This is a genomic window from Qipengyuania sp. 902, from assembly GCF_051195295.1.
Lineage (GTDB): Bacteria > Pseudomonadota > Alphaproteobacteria > Sphingomonadales > Sphingomonadaceae > Qipengyuania.
This window is the reverse complement of sequence record NZ_JBNJLJ010000003.1, coordinates 236,798-250,394: the sequence shown is the minus strand read 5'-3', so window position 1 is coordinate 250,394 and position 13,597 is coordinate 236,798. Positions and strand designations below refer to the sequence as shown.

General features: G+C 64.8%; 14 protein-coding genes. 12 read left to right on the top strand and 2 right to left on the bottom strand.

Going from position 1 to position 13,597, the window contains the following annotated elements; genetic code table 11:
* The first annotated feature begins 7 nt into the window (after positions 1-7).
* Together ACSH0F_RS10840 and folP are read left to right on the top strand one after the other, a co-directional pair.
* Positions 8-976, top strand: coding sequence for a sensor histidine kinase (locus tag ACSH0F_RS10840; protein ID WP_435202660.1), 969 nt, complete (start codon positions 8-10; stop codon positions 974-976).
* Between the two features lie 173 nt (positions 977-1,149).
* Positions 1,150-2,271 (top strand): dihydropteroate synthase, encoded by a 1,122-nt coding sequence (gene folP, locus ACSH0F_RS10835; RefSeq protein ID WP_435202658.1) that lies wholly within the window; start codon positions 1,150-1,152, stop codon positions 2,269-2,271.
* On the opposite strand, the gene ACSH0F_RS10830 is transcribed toward folP, so the two are convergent.
* Complete coding sequence (locus ACSH0F_RS10830; protein WP_435202656.1) at positions 2,268-3,047, bottom strand: SDR family oxidoreductase; 780 nt, start codon at positions 3,045-3,047, stop codon at positions 2,268-2,270. The two genes, folP and ACSH0F_RS10830, sit on opposite strands and share 4 nt — an antisense overlap.
* A gap of 19 nt (positions 3,048-3,066) precedes the next feature.
* Positions 3,067-4,485, bottom strand: a complete 1,419-nt coding sequence (locus ACSH0F_RS10825; RefSeq protein WP_435202654.1) for a sigma-54-dependent transcriptional regulator — start codon at positions 4,483-4,485, stop codon at positions 3,067-3,069.
* Between the two features lie 183 nt (positions 4,486-4,668).
* Between ACSH0F_RS10825 and ACSH0F_RS10820 the strand changes: the two genes are divergently transcribed.
* From ACSH0F_RS10820 to ACSH0F_RS10775, 10 genes are all read left to right on the top strand, one after another.
* Entirely contained in the window at positions 4,669-4,794 is a 126-nt protein-coding gene (locus ACSH0F_RS10820; protein WP_278327299.1) for an aa3-type cytochrome c oxidase subunit IV, read from the top strand.
* Between the two features lie 10 nt (positions 4,795-4,804).
* On the top strand, positions 4,805-5,929 hold the full coding sequence (locus tag ACSH0F_RS10815; RefSeq protein ID WP_435202651.1) for an NAD(P) transhydrogenase subunit alpha: 1,125 nt from the start codon (positions 4,805-4,807) through the stop codon (positions 5,927-5,929).
* A gap of 24 nt (positions 5,930-5,953) precedes the next feature.
* On the top strand, positions 5,954-6,238 hold the full coding sequence (locus ACSH0F_RS10810) for an NAD(P) transhydrogenase subunit alpha (protein WP_006833497.1): 285 nt from the start codon (positions 5,954-5,956) through the stop codon (positions 6,236-6,238).
* Positions 6,239-6,363: 125 nt separating this feature from the next.
* Positions 6,364-7,848, top strand: a complete 1,485-nt coding sequence (locus tag ACSH0F_RS10805; protein WP_435203165.1) for an NAD(P)(+) transhydrogenase (Re/Si-specific) subunit beta — start codon at positions 6,364-6,366, stop codon at positions 7,846-7,848.
* Positions 7,849-7,852: 4 nt separating this feature from the next.
* Entirely contained in the window at positions 7,853-8,188 is a 336-nt protein-coding gene (locus tag ACSH0F_RS10800; protein ID WP_278327296.1) for a hypothetical protein, read from the top strand.
* Positions 8,189-8,237: 49 nt separating this feature from the next.
* Positions 8,238-9,428, top strand: coding sequence for a parallel beta-helix domain-containing protein (locus tag ACSH0F_RS10795; protein WP_435202648.1), 1,191 nt, complete (start codon positions 8,238-8,240; stop codon positions 9,426-9,428).
* Positions 9,425-10,441 carry an SO2930 family diheme c-type cytochrome gene (locus ACSH0F_RS10790; protein ID WP_435202646.1) on the top strand — a complete coding sequence of 339 codons (1,017 nt, stop codon included), beginning with the start codon at positions 9,425-9,427 and terminating at the stop codon, positions 10,439-10,441. Before ACSH0F_RS10795 ends, ACSH0F_RS10790 begins: the two co-directional genes overlap by 4 nt.
* Positions 10,442-10,708: 267 nt before the next feature.
* Positions 10,709-11,419, top strand: coding sequence for an alpha/beta fold hydrolase (locus tag ACSH0F_RS10785; protein WP_435202644.1), 711 nt, complete (start codon positions 10,709-10,711; stop codon positions 11,417-11,419).
* A gap of 76 nt (positions 11,420-11,495) precedes the next feature.
* Complete coding sequence (locus tag ACSH0F_RS10780) at positions 11,496-12,185, top strand: aspartate/glutamate racemase family protein (RefSeq protein WP_435202642.1); 690 nt, start codon at positions 11,496-11,498, stop codon at positions 12,183-12,185.
* A 134-nt stretch (positions 12,186-12,319) separates the two neighbouring features.
* Positions 12,320-13,471, top strand: coding sequence for a S8 family serine peptidase (locus tag ACSH0F_RS10775; protein ID WP_435202640.1), 1,152 nt, complete (start codon positions 12,320-12,322; stop codon positions 13,469-13,471).
* Positions 13,472-13,597: the final 126 nt, after the last annotated feature.

Here is a 13,597-nt window from a genome sequence, read left to right as displayed (position 1 = left end):
GCCGGGGATGACGGACCTCCGGCCTTTCGAAAAATTAAGCGCCGATCACCTTCGCCTGATTCTCAACACGGCTCACATCGGGATATGGGAGCTTGATCTAGACTCTGGGCGCGCGTCCCGAAATCGTCATCACGACCATATTTTCGGCTATGATGCCTCGCTCGCCGAATGGACATACGAGCAGTTTCTCGACCACATCGTCCCGGAACAACGCGAGAGAATTGAACGACTTCAGAGCGACGCGATCGCCTCGGGCACGGAATGGGCTTTCGAGTGCGCTATCGTAACGTCTGGCGGCGAAAAACGGTGGATCAGCGCCGCAGGGCGCCCCCTTCTCGGGGATGATGGCAAACCGTACAAGCTGATCGGCCATGTCATCGACATTACCACCACCAAGGAACGCGAGGCGCGGTTGACGCTCCTCACCGACGAACTCAATCACCGCGTCCGCAACATGCTTTCGATCATCAAGTCGATCGTGCGGCTGTCGTCGCGAAAGGCTACGGCCATTCCCGCTTTTGCCAAGGCGTTGGAGGGGCGTGTCGGCGCATTAGCACGCAGCCATCAACTGATGGTGAGCGACGACTCTGCAGCCTTGTGCGCAAGCGAGATAATCGAGGCCGAACTCGCAGCCTTTTCCGATCTGTCGGATCGTGTCGAGGTGTCTGCAAACGAGGAGCACCCCTTGTCGGGATCGACGGGCCAGGGTCTCGCGCTCATCTTTCATGAATTGCTCACCAATGCGCTCAAATACGGTGCGCTATCGAATGACGACGGACGCGTCTTTGTGCAGATCGACCAGCGGGCAGGCGACATGCATATCGCATGGCGAGAAACGGGGGGCCCTCCGGTCGACAGAGGGAGTGATAACGGCTTTGGCTCGATGTTGATTGCCGATGCCCTCGGCTCGACGGGGCGAGTGGACGTTCGCTACCCTCGAACTGGTGTGGAATGCGACATTGTGATCGGTACCTGACAGCTGGGCTGTCCTACAGGTCGTTCGTGGCCTAATCAGGCGAGCATGACCGCCGGATCTACTTCTCGTCGACCTGTGACCATGCGTTCACCGCCCTGCATCATAGTTTTTTACGCCCTGGACTGTGTAACATGCGGTCCATGTCGCGGTTCTTGCCCTGAGGCTTTCCAACAATGATCCAACACGCCTACATCCGCCCCTTCGGCTTCGTCCCCGGTCCGCAGGCCGAGCACGGCAATGCCATCCGGCTGGCAGGCGGGATGGTCTATGCGAGCCGTTTTGCGGTGATCCTTCGGCGGGCCAAAGAACAGGGGGGCGAGGTGGTCGATCGCTGGCTCGCCGCTCCCGATACGATGGCCGAGGTGCTGGCGCAGCTGCCCGACGACGTGGCGGGCGATGCGGAGGCGCAGTGGGCCAATCTCACGCTCGCGCATCCGGCGTTGGAGCTAGGCGCGCGCACTGTGCGGCTCGACCAGCCACAGGTGATGGGCATCCTCAACGTCACGCCCGACAGCTTCAGCGACGGCGGCGCCCATGACAGTCCGGATGCCGCGCGAGAACATGCCGCGGCAATGCTGGAGGCGGGGGCAAGCATCATCGACGTCGGCGGAGAGAGCACGCGGCCCGGCGCCAAACCCGTGTGGGAAGGCGACGAGATCGCGCGCGTCGTCCCGGCGATCGAGGCCTGCGCGGCGATGGGCGCTGCGGTCAGCGTGGACACGCGCAAGGCGGCAGTGATGGAGGCGGCGATCGAGGCGGGCGCGACGCTGATCAACGACGTCAGCGGCCTCACTCACGATCCGCGCGCTGCCGAGGTGGTCGCACGCGCCGGCGTGCCGGTGGTGCTGATGCACGCGCCCGGCAGCGGCGAGGACCTGCATGAGGGCGGCGACTACGACAACGTCGTGTTCGACGTGTTCGACGCGTTGCGCGCCCGCCGCGTTGCGGCGCTGGAGGCAGGCATCGAGGCGCGCAACATCCTGCTGGATCCCGGTATCGGCTTCGGCAAGACGCTCGCCGAGAACCTTGCGCTGATCAACGCGCTGCCGCTGTACCACGCCCTCGGCCACCCGCTGTTGCTCGGCGCGAGCCGCAAGCGAATGATCGGCGCGATGTCCAACGAGGCGGAGGCGGACGCGCGCCTCGGCGGCAGCGTGACGCTGGCAGTGAAGGGGATGGATGCGGGAGTCCAGCTCCATCGTGTCCACGACGTGCCGGAGACCCTTCAAGCGCGCAACGTATGGCGCGGCCTGCGCGATGCGGCGCTGACGGACTTCGGGGACCTGCCGGGTTAGCCGGGCGAGGCGGCGCTGCCTGCCAGCAGCCCGCCGTCGAGCGTGAGTTCGGCGCCGGTCATGTAGCCGCTGTCGGTGCTGGCGAGATAGACGCAGAGCGCGGCGACCTCCGCGACCGTGCCGAAGCGCTTCAGCGGCGTGTCGGCCACCAGCGCGGCCATTTTCGCGTCGCGGTCCGGCCCGTCGCCCAGCATTGGCTCCCAGATGTCGGTCAGGATCGCGGCGGGGTGGATGGAGTTGCAGCGGATCGCGAGCCCCTGCTGCGCGGCATAGAGCGCGACCGACTTGGAGTGGTTGCGGATCGCCGCCTTGCTGGCCGCATAGGCCGCCGCGCCGGGAATACCGACGAGGCCGGAGCGCGAGGACATGTTGACGATCGAGCCTGTGCCCTTCGCTCGCATGGCGCGCAGGGCATAACGGCAGCCGAGGAAGCAGCCGTCGGTGTTGACCGCATGGACGCGGTGCCACTCGGCCAGGCTGGCGTTCTCGGGATCGTGCGCGGCGGGGCCGTCCTCGAAACCGGTGATCCCGGCGTTGTTGACGAGCACATCGATGGCAGGAAAGGCCGCGGCAAGCGCATCCCACTTCGCCTCGCTCGCCACGTCGAGCCGGTGGAAGGTGCAGCCAAGCGCATCAGCCGCTTTCCTACCTTCCTCTTCGTCGATATCGGTGAGCACGACTCGCGCGCCTTCGGCCAGGAAAGCTTCGCACACTGCCTTGCCGATCCCGCGCGCACCGCCGGTTACCACGCAGAGCATGTCGTCCAGTTTTGCCATGGTTGCGTGGCTAAGCCGCTCAGGCGGCGTTGTCGATGCCGAGCTCGCTGAGCTTGCGGTAGAGGGTCGAGCGGCCGATGCCGAGGCGGCGGGCGACTTCGGTCATGCGGCCGCGGTAGTGACCGATAGCGAGGCGGATGATGTCGGCCTCGATCTCTTCGAGGGGGCGGAGATTGCCGTCCTCCTCGTAAAGCAGCACGCCGAGCCCGCGCGCCCGGCTCTCGCCACGGTCGGGATTGTCGCCGAGCAGTTCGGCAAGCTGCGGGAAGCTGTGCGCGGTCAGCGCCTCGCGCTGCTCGTGCACGCAGGCGCGATAGAGCACGGATTGCAGCTGGCGGACATTGCCCGGCCAGTCATAGGCTTCGAGCAGGGTCAGGCCGCTATCGGCGATGGAATGGTGGGTGAAGCCTGGCTGCTGGCCGATCTTGGCGAGGAAATGGCGGGTGAGGGCAGGGATGTCGCCCATCCGCTCGCGCAGGGCAGGGAGGTGGATGCGGGTGGTGCCCAGAGCATCGTAAAGCCGCTGCGAGAATGCGCCCGATGCCGCCAGTTCTTCGAGCGGAACATCGCTCGAGGCGAAGACGCGAACGTCGATCTTGAAGCCGTGCGCCGCGCCGGTGGGACGCACGATGCCGCTTTCGAGCACATCGGCGAGGCGGTCCTGCTGCGGCAGGTCCATCCGGTCGATATCGTCGAGGATCAGCGTGCCGCCGTCGCAATGCTCGAGCAGGCCCGTCTGGCGATCAAAGGCACCTGCGAAGGCACCCTTCTCGTGGCCGAAGACGAGCGATTCCAGCGACGTTGCAGGCATGGAGCCGCATCCGACCAGCTTCATCACGGCTTTGGCGCGGGTGGATGCGGCATGCATCGCGCGCATCAGCATCTCCTTGCCGGTGCCGCTGTCGCCCTCGACCAGCACATTGCCGTGCCCGCGGGCCGCCGTGGCGGCCTTGGCCAGTGCGGTGCGGAACGGGGCGGCGGTGCCGACCATGGCGTCGAAATCGAGCTCCGCCGGCAGCTTCTCGGTCATCGGCTGCAATTCGTCGCGAGGCGCTTCGTCGCGGGTCGCGCTGCGCAAGGCGGCCATCAGGCGATCGGGCCCGACCGGCTTAATGAGGTAATCGGTCGCACCCGCGCGCATCGCCTCGACCGCCAGCAGGGGCGAGGTGCTCGCCGTGAGCATCAGCAGCGGCACGTCGGGCCGGGCGGCGCGGATGTCGCGGATCAGTTCGCAGGCGGCATCGCCGGGGACCCACTGGTCCAGCAGGACTGCGCGCACATCGCCGCCCTCTTCCGCGCCCAAAGCTTCGAGCGCCTCCTCGCTCGATCCGACGACCAGCGTGCGCCACCCTTCGCGCGCGGCAAGCGCCGTGACGAGGCGGCTCTGCGCCGGTTCGTCATCGATCAGCATCAGCAGACGTGTTGTCTCGCTTGCCATCCGCTCGTGGCACTCCCTTAAGGTGGTGGCCGGTTGGTGGCCGATATCATCGCGCTATAGCCGCCCGGGGTAAAGACCTGATTAAGCCTGTTATCCCGTGGGCCGCGCGATGAAAGGCTTGAGCAGGTCGCACGGGCGCGATAGACCCGCGGCCAATCGATATTCCAGATCAGGGGTACCACCATGGAATCCGCCAACGACCACAAGGCACACAACAGCACCTATTCCTCGTTCATCGCCAACCTTAAATGGTCGGTTCCGCTGATCGCGGTGATCGCGCTGCTCGTCGTCATCATGATCGCCGAGTAAGCGGCGCTTGATGCGCATAGCGGTGCTGAAAGAGCGTGCGCCCGGCGAAAGCCGGGTCGCGCTGACCCCCGAAACGGCGAAGAAATTCATCGCCCTCGGGGCCACCGTCGCGGTCGAGGAAGGTGCCGGGTCCGGTGCCGCCATTCCCGACGGAGACTATGCGCAGGCCGGGGCCGAAGTCGTCCCTGCGGCGAATGCCGTGAAGGACGCCGATATCGTGATGGGCATTCAGGCGCCCGATGTCGCTTTGCTGAAAGGTGCCAAACCGGGTTCATGGGTCGCCGCAACCTTCGACCCGTTCCGCAATCGCGAGCTGGTCGATGCCTATGCGACCGCCGGCTACGAGGCGCTAAGCATGGAGTTCATGCCGCGCATCACCCGCGCGCAGAGTATGGATGTGCTGTCCAGCCAGTCGAACCTCGCCGGCTACAAAGCGGTAATTACGGCGGCGAACCAATATGGCCGCGCCTTGCCGATGATGATGACCGCCGCCGGCACGGTGCAGGCGGCCAAGGTCTTCGTAATGGGTGTGGGCGTGGCGGGCCTGCAGGCGATCGCCACGGCCAAACGGCTAGGCGCGCAGGTCAGCGCGACCGACGTGCGTTCGGCAACCAAGGAACAGATCCAATCGCTCGGCGCGAAGGCGGTGTTCGTCGAGGATGTCGAAGGGATCGAGGGCGAAGGCTCGGGCGGCTATGCCACCGAGATGAGCGAAGAGTACCAGAAGGCGCAGGCCGAGCTGGTTAGCTCGCACATCGCCAAGCAGGACATCGTGATCACGACCGCGTTGATCCCCGGCAAACCCGCGCCGCGGCTGATCTCCGACGCGCAGATCGCCACGATGAAACCCGGCAGCGTGATCTTCGACCTCGCGGTGGCGCAGGGCGGGAATGTGGAAGGTTCGCAGCCCGACCAGGCGGTCGAGAAGCACGGCGTGAAGATCATCGGCTATTCTAACACGGCGGGGCATCTGGCCGCCGACGCCTCGGCATTGTTCGCGCGCAACCTCTACAACTTCCTCTCGGCCTTCTGGGACGAGGAGGCGGGCAAGCCGGTGCTCGACGAGGAAATCGGCGATGCCGTGCGGCTGACGCAGGGCGGCAAGGTCGTGAACGAGAGGCTTCTAGCCACGTAATCCGGGCCCGGGGAGGGGCCGCACATGGACTTCATTTCGATCCTGTCGATCTTCGTTCTGGCGTGTTTCGTCGGCTATTACGTGGTCTGGTCGGTCACGCCCGCGCTGCACACGCCGCTGATGGCGGTGACCAATGCGATCTCAAGCGTGATCATCGTCGGTGCGCTGATCGCAGCGGCGGCGGCTGATGTGCCGGGGGCGAAGTGGCTGGGGCTGCTCGGCATCGTGCTCGCCTCGGTAAACATCTTCGGCGGGTTCGCGGTGACGGCGAGAATGCTGGCGATGTACAAAAAGAAGGAGAAGAAGTGATGGGACGCTTCCTCTCCATTCCGTCATTGCGAGGCGACACAGTCGCCGCGGCACTCCATCACCCTCGCGTGTGGCTCAGCAGTCGGTCGATGGATCGCGTCGTCGCTGCGCTCCTCGCGATGACGATGCTTGGTTTTGCCACCCCCGCGAACGCCGCGACCGGCGAGGCGGTGAACCCGTGGGTCGCGCTCGCCTATCTCGTCTCAGGCGTGTTCTTCATCCTTGCGCTGCGCGGCCTGTCCTCACCCGCGACGAGCCGGACGGGCAACCGCTTCGGCATGATCGGTATGCTGATTGCCGTGGTGACGACGTTGGTGACACATGTGCCGACGTCGGACCTCAGTGATTATGAGGTCATCAGCCTGTTTGGCCTCGGCGAAATCCTGATCGCCATCGCCATCGGCGCAATCATCGGCATTACCATCGCCCGCCGTATCGCCATGACCGCGATGCCCGAGTTGGTCGCGGCTTTCCACTCGCTGGTCGGCCTCGCTGCAGTGCTGGTCGGCTGGGCGGCCTATCTCAATCCGGGTGCATTCGGTTTGCTGGTGGGTGACAGCATCGGCGCAGTCTCCAAGGTGGAAATGGGTCTCGGCATCGCCATCGGCGCGATCACCTTCTCCGGCTCGGTCATCGCTTTCGCCAAGCTCTCGGGACGGATGAGCGGTTCGCCGATCCTGCTGCCTGCGCGCCATGTCATCAACCTCGGCACGCTGGCGGCGATCGTCGTGCTCACCGCGCTCTTCGCAATGGCCGGACCTGCCGAGACCATGCCGCTGATCATTGCGCTGACGGTGCTGGCCTTCCTCATCGGCTTCCTGCTGATCATTCCCATCGGCGGGGCGGACATGCCGGTGGTGGTCTCGATGCTGAACTCCTATTCGGGCTGGGCCGCGGCGGCGATGGGCTTCACGCTCGGCAATACGGCGATGATCATCACCGGCGCGCTGGTCGGCTCTTCGGGCGCGATCCTCAGCTACATCATGTGCCGCGCGATGAACCGCAGCTTCATCAGCGTGATCGCGGGCGGCTTCGGCGCGGACGACAGCGGCGCAGGTGGCGGCGAGGCGAAGGAGCAGCGCCCCTACAAGCAGGGCAGCGCGGCGGATGCGGCGTTCATGCTCGAACAGGCGGAAAAGGTCATCATCATCCCCGGCTACGGCATGGCGGTGGCGCAGGCGCAGCACGCGCTGCGCGAGATGGCCGACATCCTCGAAGAAAAGGGCGTGGAGGTGAAATACGCCATCCACCCCGTCGCCGGGCGCATGCCGGGGCATATGAACGTGCTGCTCGCCGAAGCGCAGGTGCCTTACGAGAACGTGTTCGAGCTGGAGGACATCAACTCCGAATTCGCGCAGGCAGACGTTGCCTTCATCATCGGCGCGAACGACGTGGTGAATCCGGCGGCGAAGACCGACAAGTCATCGCCCATCTACGGCATGCCCGTGTTCGACGTGGACAAGGCCAAGCAGGTGTTCTTCATCAAGCGCAGCATGGGCGGCGTGGGCTATGCCGGCGTCGACAATGACGTCTTCTACATGGACCAGACCATGATGCTGCTGTCCGATGCCAAGAAAATGGTCGAGGAAATCGTGAAGGCGCTGGACTGAGGTCATGCGCAAGGTGGTAATCATCTTGGCCCTGCTGGCGATCGGCGTCGGCGCGCTGGTGTTCTACCTCAATCTCGACAGCTGGACCGAGGACCGCATCGTCACCGAACTGACCACTCGCGGCGTGCCTGAGCCGATGGCCGACTGCATGGCGACCCGCATGGTCGAACGCCTCTCTCCCCGCCAACTGGCCAAGCTGGAGCGATTGCGCCCGCAGGATGGCGAGGCCGACGTGCCGGTCTCCATCGCCGAACTGCTCGAGCGGTTGCGCCGGGTGGACGATCCGGAGGTAGTCGAGGTCACCGGCAGCGCCGCGGCGGTCTGCGCTTTCTCCATCTGACTTGCATTCCCGAGTCCTTGCGGCACACTGGGTTGCAAGGGAGAGACTCATGATCCGACTGACCATCGCTGCCGCCTTGCTGGCCAGCGCATCGGCGCTGCTCGCCGAAACGCACACCGTCTCGCCGGGGGAGGACGCGCAGGCGCGCTTGCAGGAGGCGCTGATCCTTGCCCAGCCGGGCGACGAGATCGTGCTGGAGGCAGGCCGCTATGCACTGACCGACGGGCTTAGCCTCGATGTCGACAATGTCACCGTTCGCGGTGCGGGCATGGACGGGACGGTGCTCGATTTCACCGGGCAACAGGGTGCGGGTGAGGGGTTCCTCATCACCAGCGACAATGTGACCGTGCGGGACTTCGCGCTGGAAAATCCCAAGGGAGACGGGATCAAGTCGAAAGGCGCGGACAATATCGTCTATCATCGCATCCGCGTCACCTGGACGCGCGGGCCGCATGAGGAGAACGGCGCTTACGGCATTTATCCGGTCGAAAGCACCGGCGTGCTGGTCGATGGCGTGAAGGTCACCGGGGCGAGCGATGCGGGCATTTACGTGGGCCAGTCGAACGGCATCACCGTGCGCAATTCGATCGCGGAGGCCAATGTCGCCGGGATCGAGATCGAGAACAGCCGCAACGCGCTGGTCGAGCATAATGTCGCCACGCGCAACACGGGTGGCATCCTAGTGTTCGACCTTCCCGGCCTGCCGGTCATGGGCGGGGGCAATGTGATCGTGGCCAACAACCTCGTCGTCGCCAACGACACCCCGAACTTCGCTCCAGCCGGTAATATCGTGGCAGGCGTGCGGCGTGGGACCGGGATTATGGTGATGGCGAACGACAAGGTGCTGGTGGAGAACAACATCCTCTCCGGAAATCCGACCGCGCCGGTGATGGTGATCGCTTATACGCAGCCGTTCGAAGACGAACGCTACGACCCGCTGCCGCGCGAGGTGACAATCGGCGAGAACACCTATGATGGCGGGGGCTACGACCCGCAGCTCGACGGGGCGGAGATGCTGCTCGCGGCGTTCGGCGGCGAGCTGCCGCCGGTCCTGTGGGACGGGCTCGGCTCGGTCGCTGCCGTGGAAGGCACGGCGGGGTGGAGCCTCAACCTGACCGAGGCGGGCAAGGGTCTCGGCGGCGCGCAACCCGGCCCGCTGAGTGTGGCGGAGCCGACAGGCGAATTCGACCGCAGCGGCATCGGCGCTCCGGCTGCGCTAGAGGCACGGCTGGCGGGATGAGGCATAGCGCGGTCCTCGGCGTAGCAGCGCTCGCATTTGCGGGCGCGCTTGCCGTGCAGGCCACACCGCCGCTGCCGCAACAAGTGAACGACGAGGCGATCGCGGGCACAGGGATGCCGCGCCTGCTGTCGGACTATGGTTTCTTCGCCGACCTCGGCGAGCAGGTGCCAGTGCCGCACGTCTATCCCTACCGGCTCAACACGCCTCTCTATTCGGACGGGGCGGACAAGCTGCGCTTCGTCTATCGGGCTGGCGGCACGCAGTTTCGCGCCGATGGCGAGGGTCTGATCGACATGCCGGTCGGCGCGGCGCTGATAAAGACGTTTGTGTTCGGCGAGGGTGAGAACCGCCGCCTGATCGAGACGCGCGTGTTACTGCACCGCGCCGATGGCTGGGTGGCGCTGCCCTACCTGTGGAACGAGGAGCAGACCGATGCTAAGCTGGCGGTCGCCGGCGCGCGCGTCGATCTGACCACGCCGAAGGGCGAAGCGATTAGCTACCGCGTGCCGAACAAGAACCAGTGCAAGGAATGCCACGGGCTCGACGATGCGGTGGTTCCGATCGGTCCCAAGGCGCGCAATCTGTCCGGCGAATGGCTGGCGCAAATGGTCGCAGCCGGACATCTCGACCGCATGCCCGAAGGTGCGGACCAGCTGCCGGTGTGGGAGGCGCGCGAGAGCGCAAGCCTGAACTCCGCGGCGCGTGCCTATCTCGACGTCAATTGCGCGCATTGCCATCGCCCCGGATCGACCGCGTCGAACAGTGGGCTCGACCTGCGCTGGGAGCAGCAGGATCCGCATGCGCTTGGCATCGGCAAGCGGCCGGTTGCCGCAGGGCGCGGCGCGGGGGGTCACTTGTTCGACATCGTTCCGGGTGCGCCGGAGAAGTCGATCCTGACCTATCGCATGGCCAGCCCCGAGCCCGGCGTCGCCATGCCGGAAATCGGCAAGGAAACGGTCGACGAGGATGGGCTGGACGTGGTCAGCCGCTGGATCGGTGAGATGAAGCCGTGAAATGGACGCTGCGCATTCTGGGCGTCCTGGCGGCAATCATAGCTGTCGCCTTCCTGATCTTCCGCGTTCCCGATACCGATGCGGAGGAGATGTGGGCGAAATACGGCGGTGAACCTTCGCAAAGGCTGAAGCTCTCCGATGGCCGCACGGTGCATCTGCGCGACGAAGGGCCGCGCGATGCCCCCGCAATCGTCCTGCTTCATGGCTCCAATGCCGATCTGATGACGTGGCAGCCATGGGCCGAGAACCTGCGCAAGGGATTTTCGCGTGATCCGCTACGACCAGCGCGGTCATGGGCTGACCGGGCCCGCATCCGACGGCGGCTACACCCGCAATGCCTTTGTCGACGATTTGCACATGGTTTCCGACGCGCTCGGCCTCGACCGCTTCGTGCTGGTAGGCAATTCCATGGGCGGCAGCATCGCGATGGGCTACGCCATCGCCCATCCCGAGCGGCTCGCAGGGCTGGTGCTGGTCGATGCCTCGGGCGCGCCGATCGAGCGGGAAGGCGGCGGCAATCTCGCCTTCACGCTCGCCGCCATGCCGGGCGTCGGGACGGCGCTCAGCCAGGTCATTCCGCGCAGCCTGATCGAGCGCAGCCTGTCGCAGAGCGTTTCCAACCAGGCTGTGGTCACGTCCGAAGCAGTCGATCGCTATTGGGAAATGGCCCGCTATCCGGGCAACCGCGCGGCAACACGCGAGCGGTTCGGCACCGAGCGTGTGCCGTTCACCGCCGAGGCAGTCGGCGCGGTCGATGTGCCCGCGCTGGTGATGTGGGGCGAAGAGGACGCGCTAGTGCCCTATGCGGCAGCCACTTGGTTCACGGAGCACCTGCCGAACGCCACGCTCGTCAGCTATCCCGGTATCGGCCATATCCCGATGGAAGAGGCATCCGTCGAATCCGTTCAAGACCTGCGCGATTGGCTTTCGTCGCAAGGGATCACCGAACAGGTCGCCGAGCGAGGAACCTGCACTTGACCCGTCCGTTCTAAGCCCCTGAAACGCAGACGGGTTCGTCAAGGGCCTGCTGCATCAGGGTAAAAGGGGTTTAATCTTGCGCACACTCGGGCTGATCGGCGGCATGAGCTGGATCTCGACCCGCGCCTATTACGAGCGCATCAACAAATTCGTGCAGAAGCAGGCGCCACCGATGGCGAGCGCGCCGATGCTGATCGAAAGCCTCGATTATTCGAAGGTTTACGAAGCCAAGCAGCGCGACGATTGGGACGCGGTCGCAGCCATCCTCGTCGATTCCGCCCGGCGTCTGGAAAGCGCCGGCGCGCAAGGGTTAGTCATTGCCGCCAACACCATGCACCGGGTCTACGATCAGGTGGCCGAAGCTGTCTCTATCCCGCTCCTGCATATTGCCGATGCGGTGGGTGATGCAATGCATGCTGCCGAATGCGAGAGCGCCGCTATTCTCGGTACGCGCACCGTGATGACTGAGAGCTTCTACCGCCAGCGTCTGATCGCCCATGGCGTGGAGCTGCTTCCGCCCAATCCCGAGGATGTCGAGATGGTGGACGGGATCATCTACAAGGAGCTGATGCTGGGCCGGGTCACACGGGATGCAGAGCGGGCCTTGAAAACGCTTATAACGTCGAAGGACAAGGAAGGCGCGGATGCGATCGTCCTCGCGTGTACAGAACTGGAACTGGTCGTCGACACACGCGCCAATGTCCTGCCCGTCTTCGATTCCACCGATATCCATTGCCGCGCGGCGGCCGACTGGATAATCAATTGATATAGCGGCGCATGCGAATGCGTCTTTTCAGCTACATCGCTCAGATTTTCGGCGGAAATTAACCATCGAAATATTGATTGCGACGGGATCGCCGTCATGCTGCCTTTTCCTATCTGGGGGAAGGGACTGACAACATGAAAATTACGTACGGTCGCATTGCGGCCGCTAGCCTCGTTGCGCTGGCCGCTGCCGGCATGGCCAATTCTGGCAATGCCCAATCGACGCCTGCAAAGGGCGCGAAAATCGAAAATTCCTATATTTGCGTCTTCAATCCCGGCCTCGTCGCCAAGGGCAATGTGAAGGCCGAAGCCAACCGCTCGGCCAAGGCAGCGGGCGGCGCTGTCGGCTTCACCTACAAGAATACCATTCGTGGTTTCTCGGTAAATGCCTCGGCGCAGGGCGTCTCCAAAATGCAGGCGAACAACCCGCGCATCGCCTACTGCGAGCAGGACCAGGTGATGGCGACCGCGCAGGGTCGCGGCAACAAGCCGGGCAGCGGTGGCGGTGGCACGCAGCCGAGCGAAAGCACGCCGTGGGGTGTGACGCGCGTGGGCGGCGGCCTCAGCGGCGCTGCGGGCCGTGCGCTCGTCATCGATACCGGTGTCGATCTCGACCACCCCGACCTCAATGTCGATGTCGCCTTGTCCAGCGCCTTCAACGCTACCCGTGATAAGAACGCGGACGACGGCAACGGTCACGGCACGCACGTCGCGGGTACGATCGCAGCCATCAAAGGCAATGGCATCGGCGTTATCGGTGTGGCGCCGGGCACGACCGTGGTGGGCATCAAGGTCCTTGACCGTCGCGGCTCCGGTTCGAACAGCGGTGTGATTGCCGGTGTCGAATACGCTGCCAGCATCGACAATGGCAACGACGTGGCCAACATGTCGCTCGGCGGCGGCTTCAGCCAGGCGCTGAACGATGCCGTCATCGCTGCAGCCCAGGGCGGGCTCGAGTTCGCGCTGGCTGCCGGCAACGAAAGCACCAGCGCGACCACCAAGTCGCCGGCGTCGGCCAACCACCCGAACATCTACACGATCAGCTCGTTCACGCAGAACAACGACAGCTGGTCGAGCTTCTCGAACTACGGCAACCCGCCGGTAGACTTCGCGGAGCCGGGTTCGGCCATTCCGTCGACTTATAAGGACGGCGGCTATGCCACGCTGTCGGGCACCTCGATGGCCAGCCCGCATGCTGCCGGCCTGCTGTTGCTGGGCAACATCCGTTCGGGCGGAACCGTCAATGGCGATCCGGACGGGAATCCGGACACGATCGGTATCAACTGATCGCAGCCGAATGACAGGAAGGGCCGCGCGGCATTGATCGCGCGGCCCTTTCCTTTCGGCTGATTGGGTGGCTTTTTAGCCGATAAGATTGCGGGTTCGCCCTCTGTTCACGTTGTCCGCGCTGGT

Coding starts and splice junctions, on each gene's coding strand:
- ACSH0F_RS10840 (WP_435202660.1), top strand. CDS start 8: ATGACGGACCTCCGGCCTTTCGAAAAATTAAGCGCCGATCACCTTCGC.
- ACSH0F_RS10810 (WP_006833497.1), top strand. CDS start 5,954: ATGGACTTCATTTCGATCCTGTCGATCTTCGTTCTGGCGTGTTTCGTC.
- ACSH0F_RS10820 (WP_278327299.1), top strand. CDS start 4,669: ATGGAATCCGCCAACGACCACAAGGCACACAACAGCACCTATTCCTCG.
- ACSH0F_RS10825 (WP_435202654.1), bottom strand. CDS start 4,485: ATGGCAAGCGAGACAACACGTCTGCTGATGCTGATCGATGACGAACCG.
- ACSH0F_RS10815 (WP_435202651.1), top strand. CDS start 4,805: ATGCGCATAGCGGTGCTGAAAGAGCGTGCGCCCGGCGAAAGCCGGGTC.
- ACSH0F_RS10790 (WP_435202646.1), top strand. CDS start 9,425: ATGAGGCATAGCGCGGTCCTCGGCGTAGCAGCGCTCGCATTTGCGGGC.
- ACSH0F_RS10795 (WP_435202648.1), top strand. CDS start 8,238: ATGATCCGACTGACCATCGCTGCCGCCTTGCTGGCCAGCGCATCGGCG.
- ACSH0F_RS10805 (WP_435203165.1), top strand. CDS start 6,364: ATGCTTGGTTTTGCCACCCCCGCGAACGCCGCGACCGGCGAGGCGGTG.
- ACSH0F_RS10830 (WP_435202656.1), bottom strand. CDS start 3,047: ATGGCAAAACTGGACGACATGCTCTGCGTGGTAACCGGCGGTGCGCGC.
- folP (WP_435202658.1), top strand. CDS start 1,150: ATGATCCAACACGCCTACATCCGCCCCTTCGGCTTCGTCCCCGGTCCG.
- ACSH0F_RS10775 (WP_435202640.1), top strand. CDS start 12,320: ATGAAAATTACGTACGGTCGCATTGCGGCCGCTAGCCTCGTTGCGCTG.
- ACSH0F_RS10800 (WP_278327296.1), top strand. CDS start 7,853: ATGCGCAAGGTGGTAATCATCTTGGCCCTGCTGGCGATCGGCGTCGGC.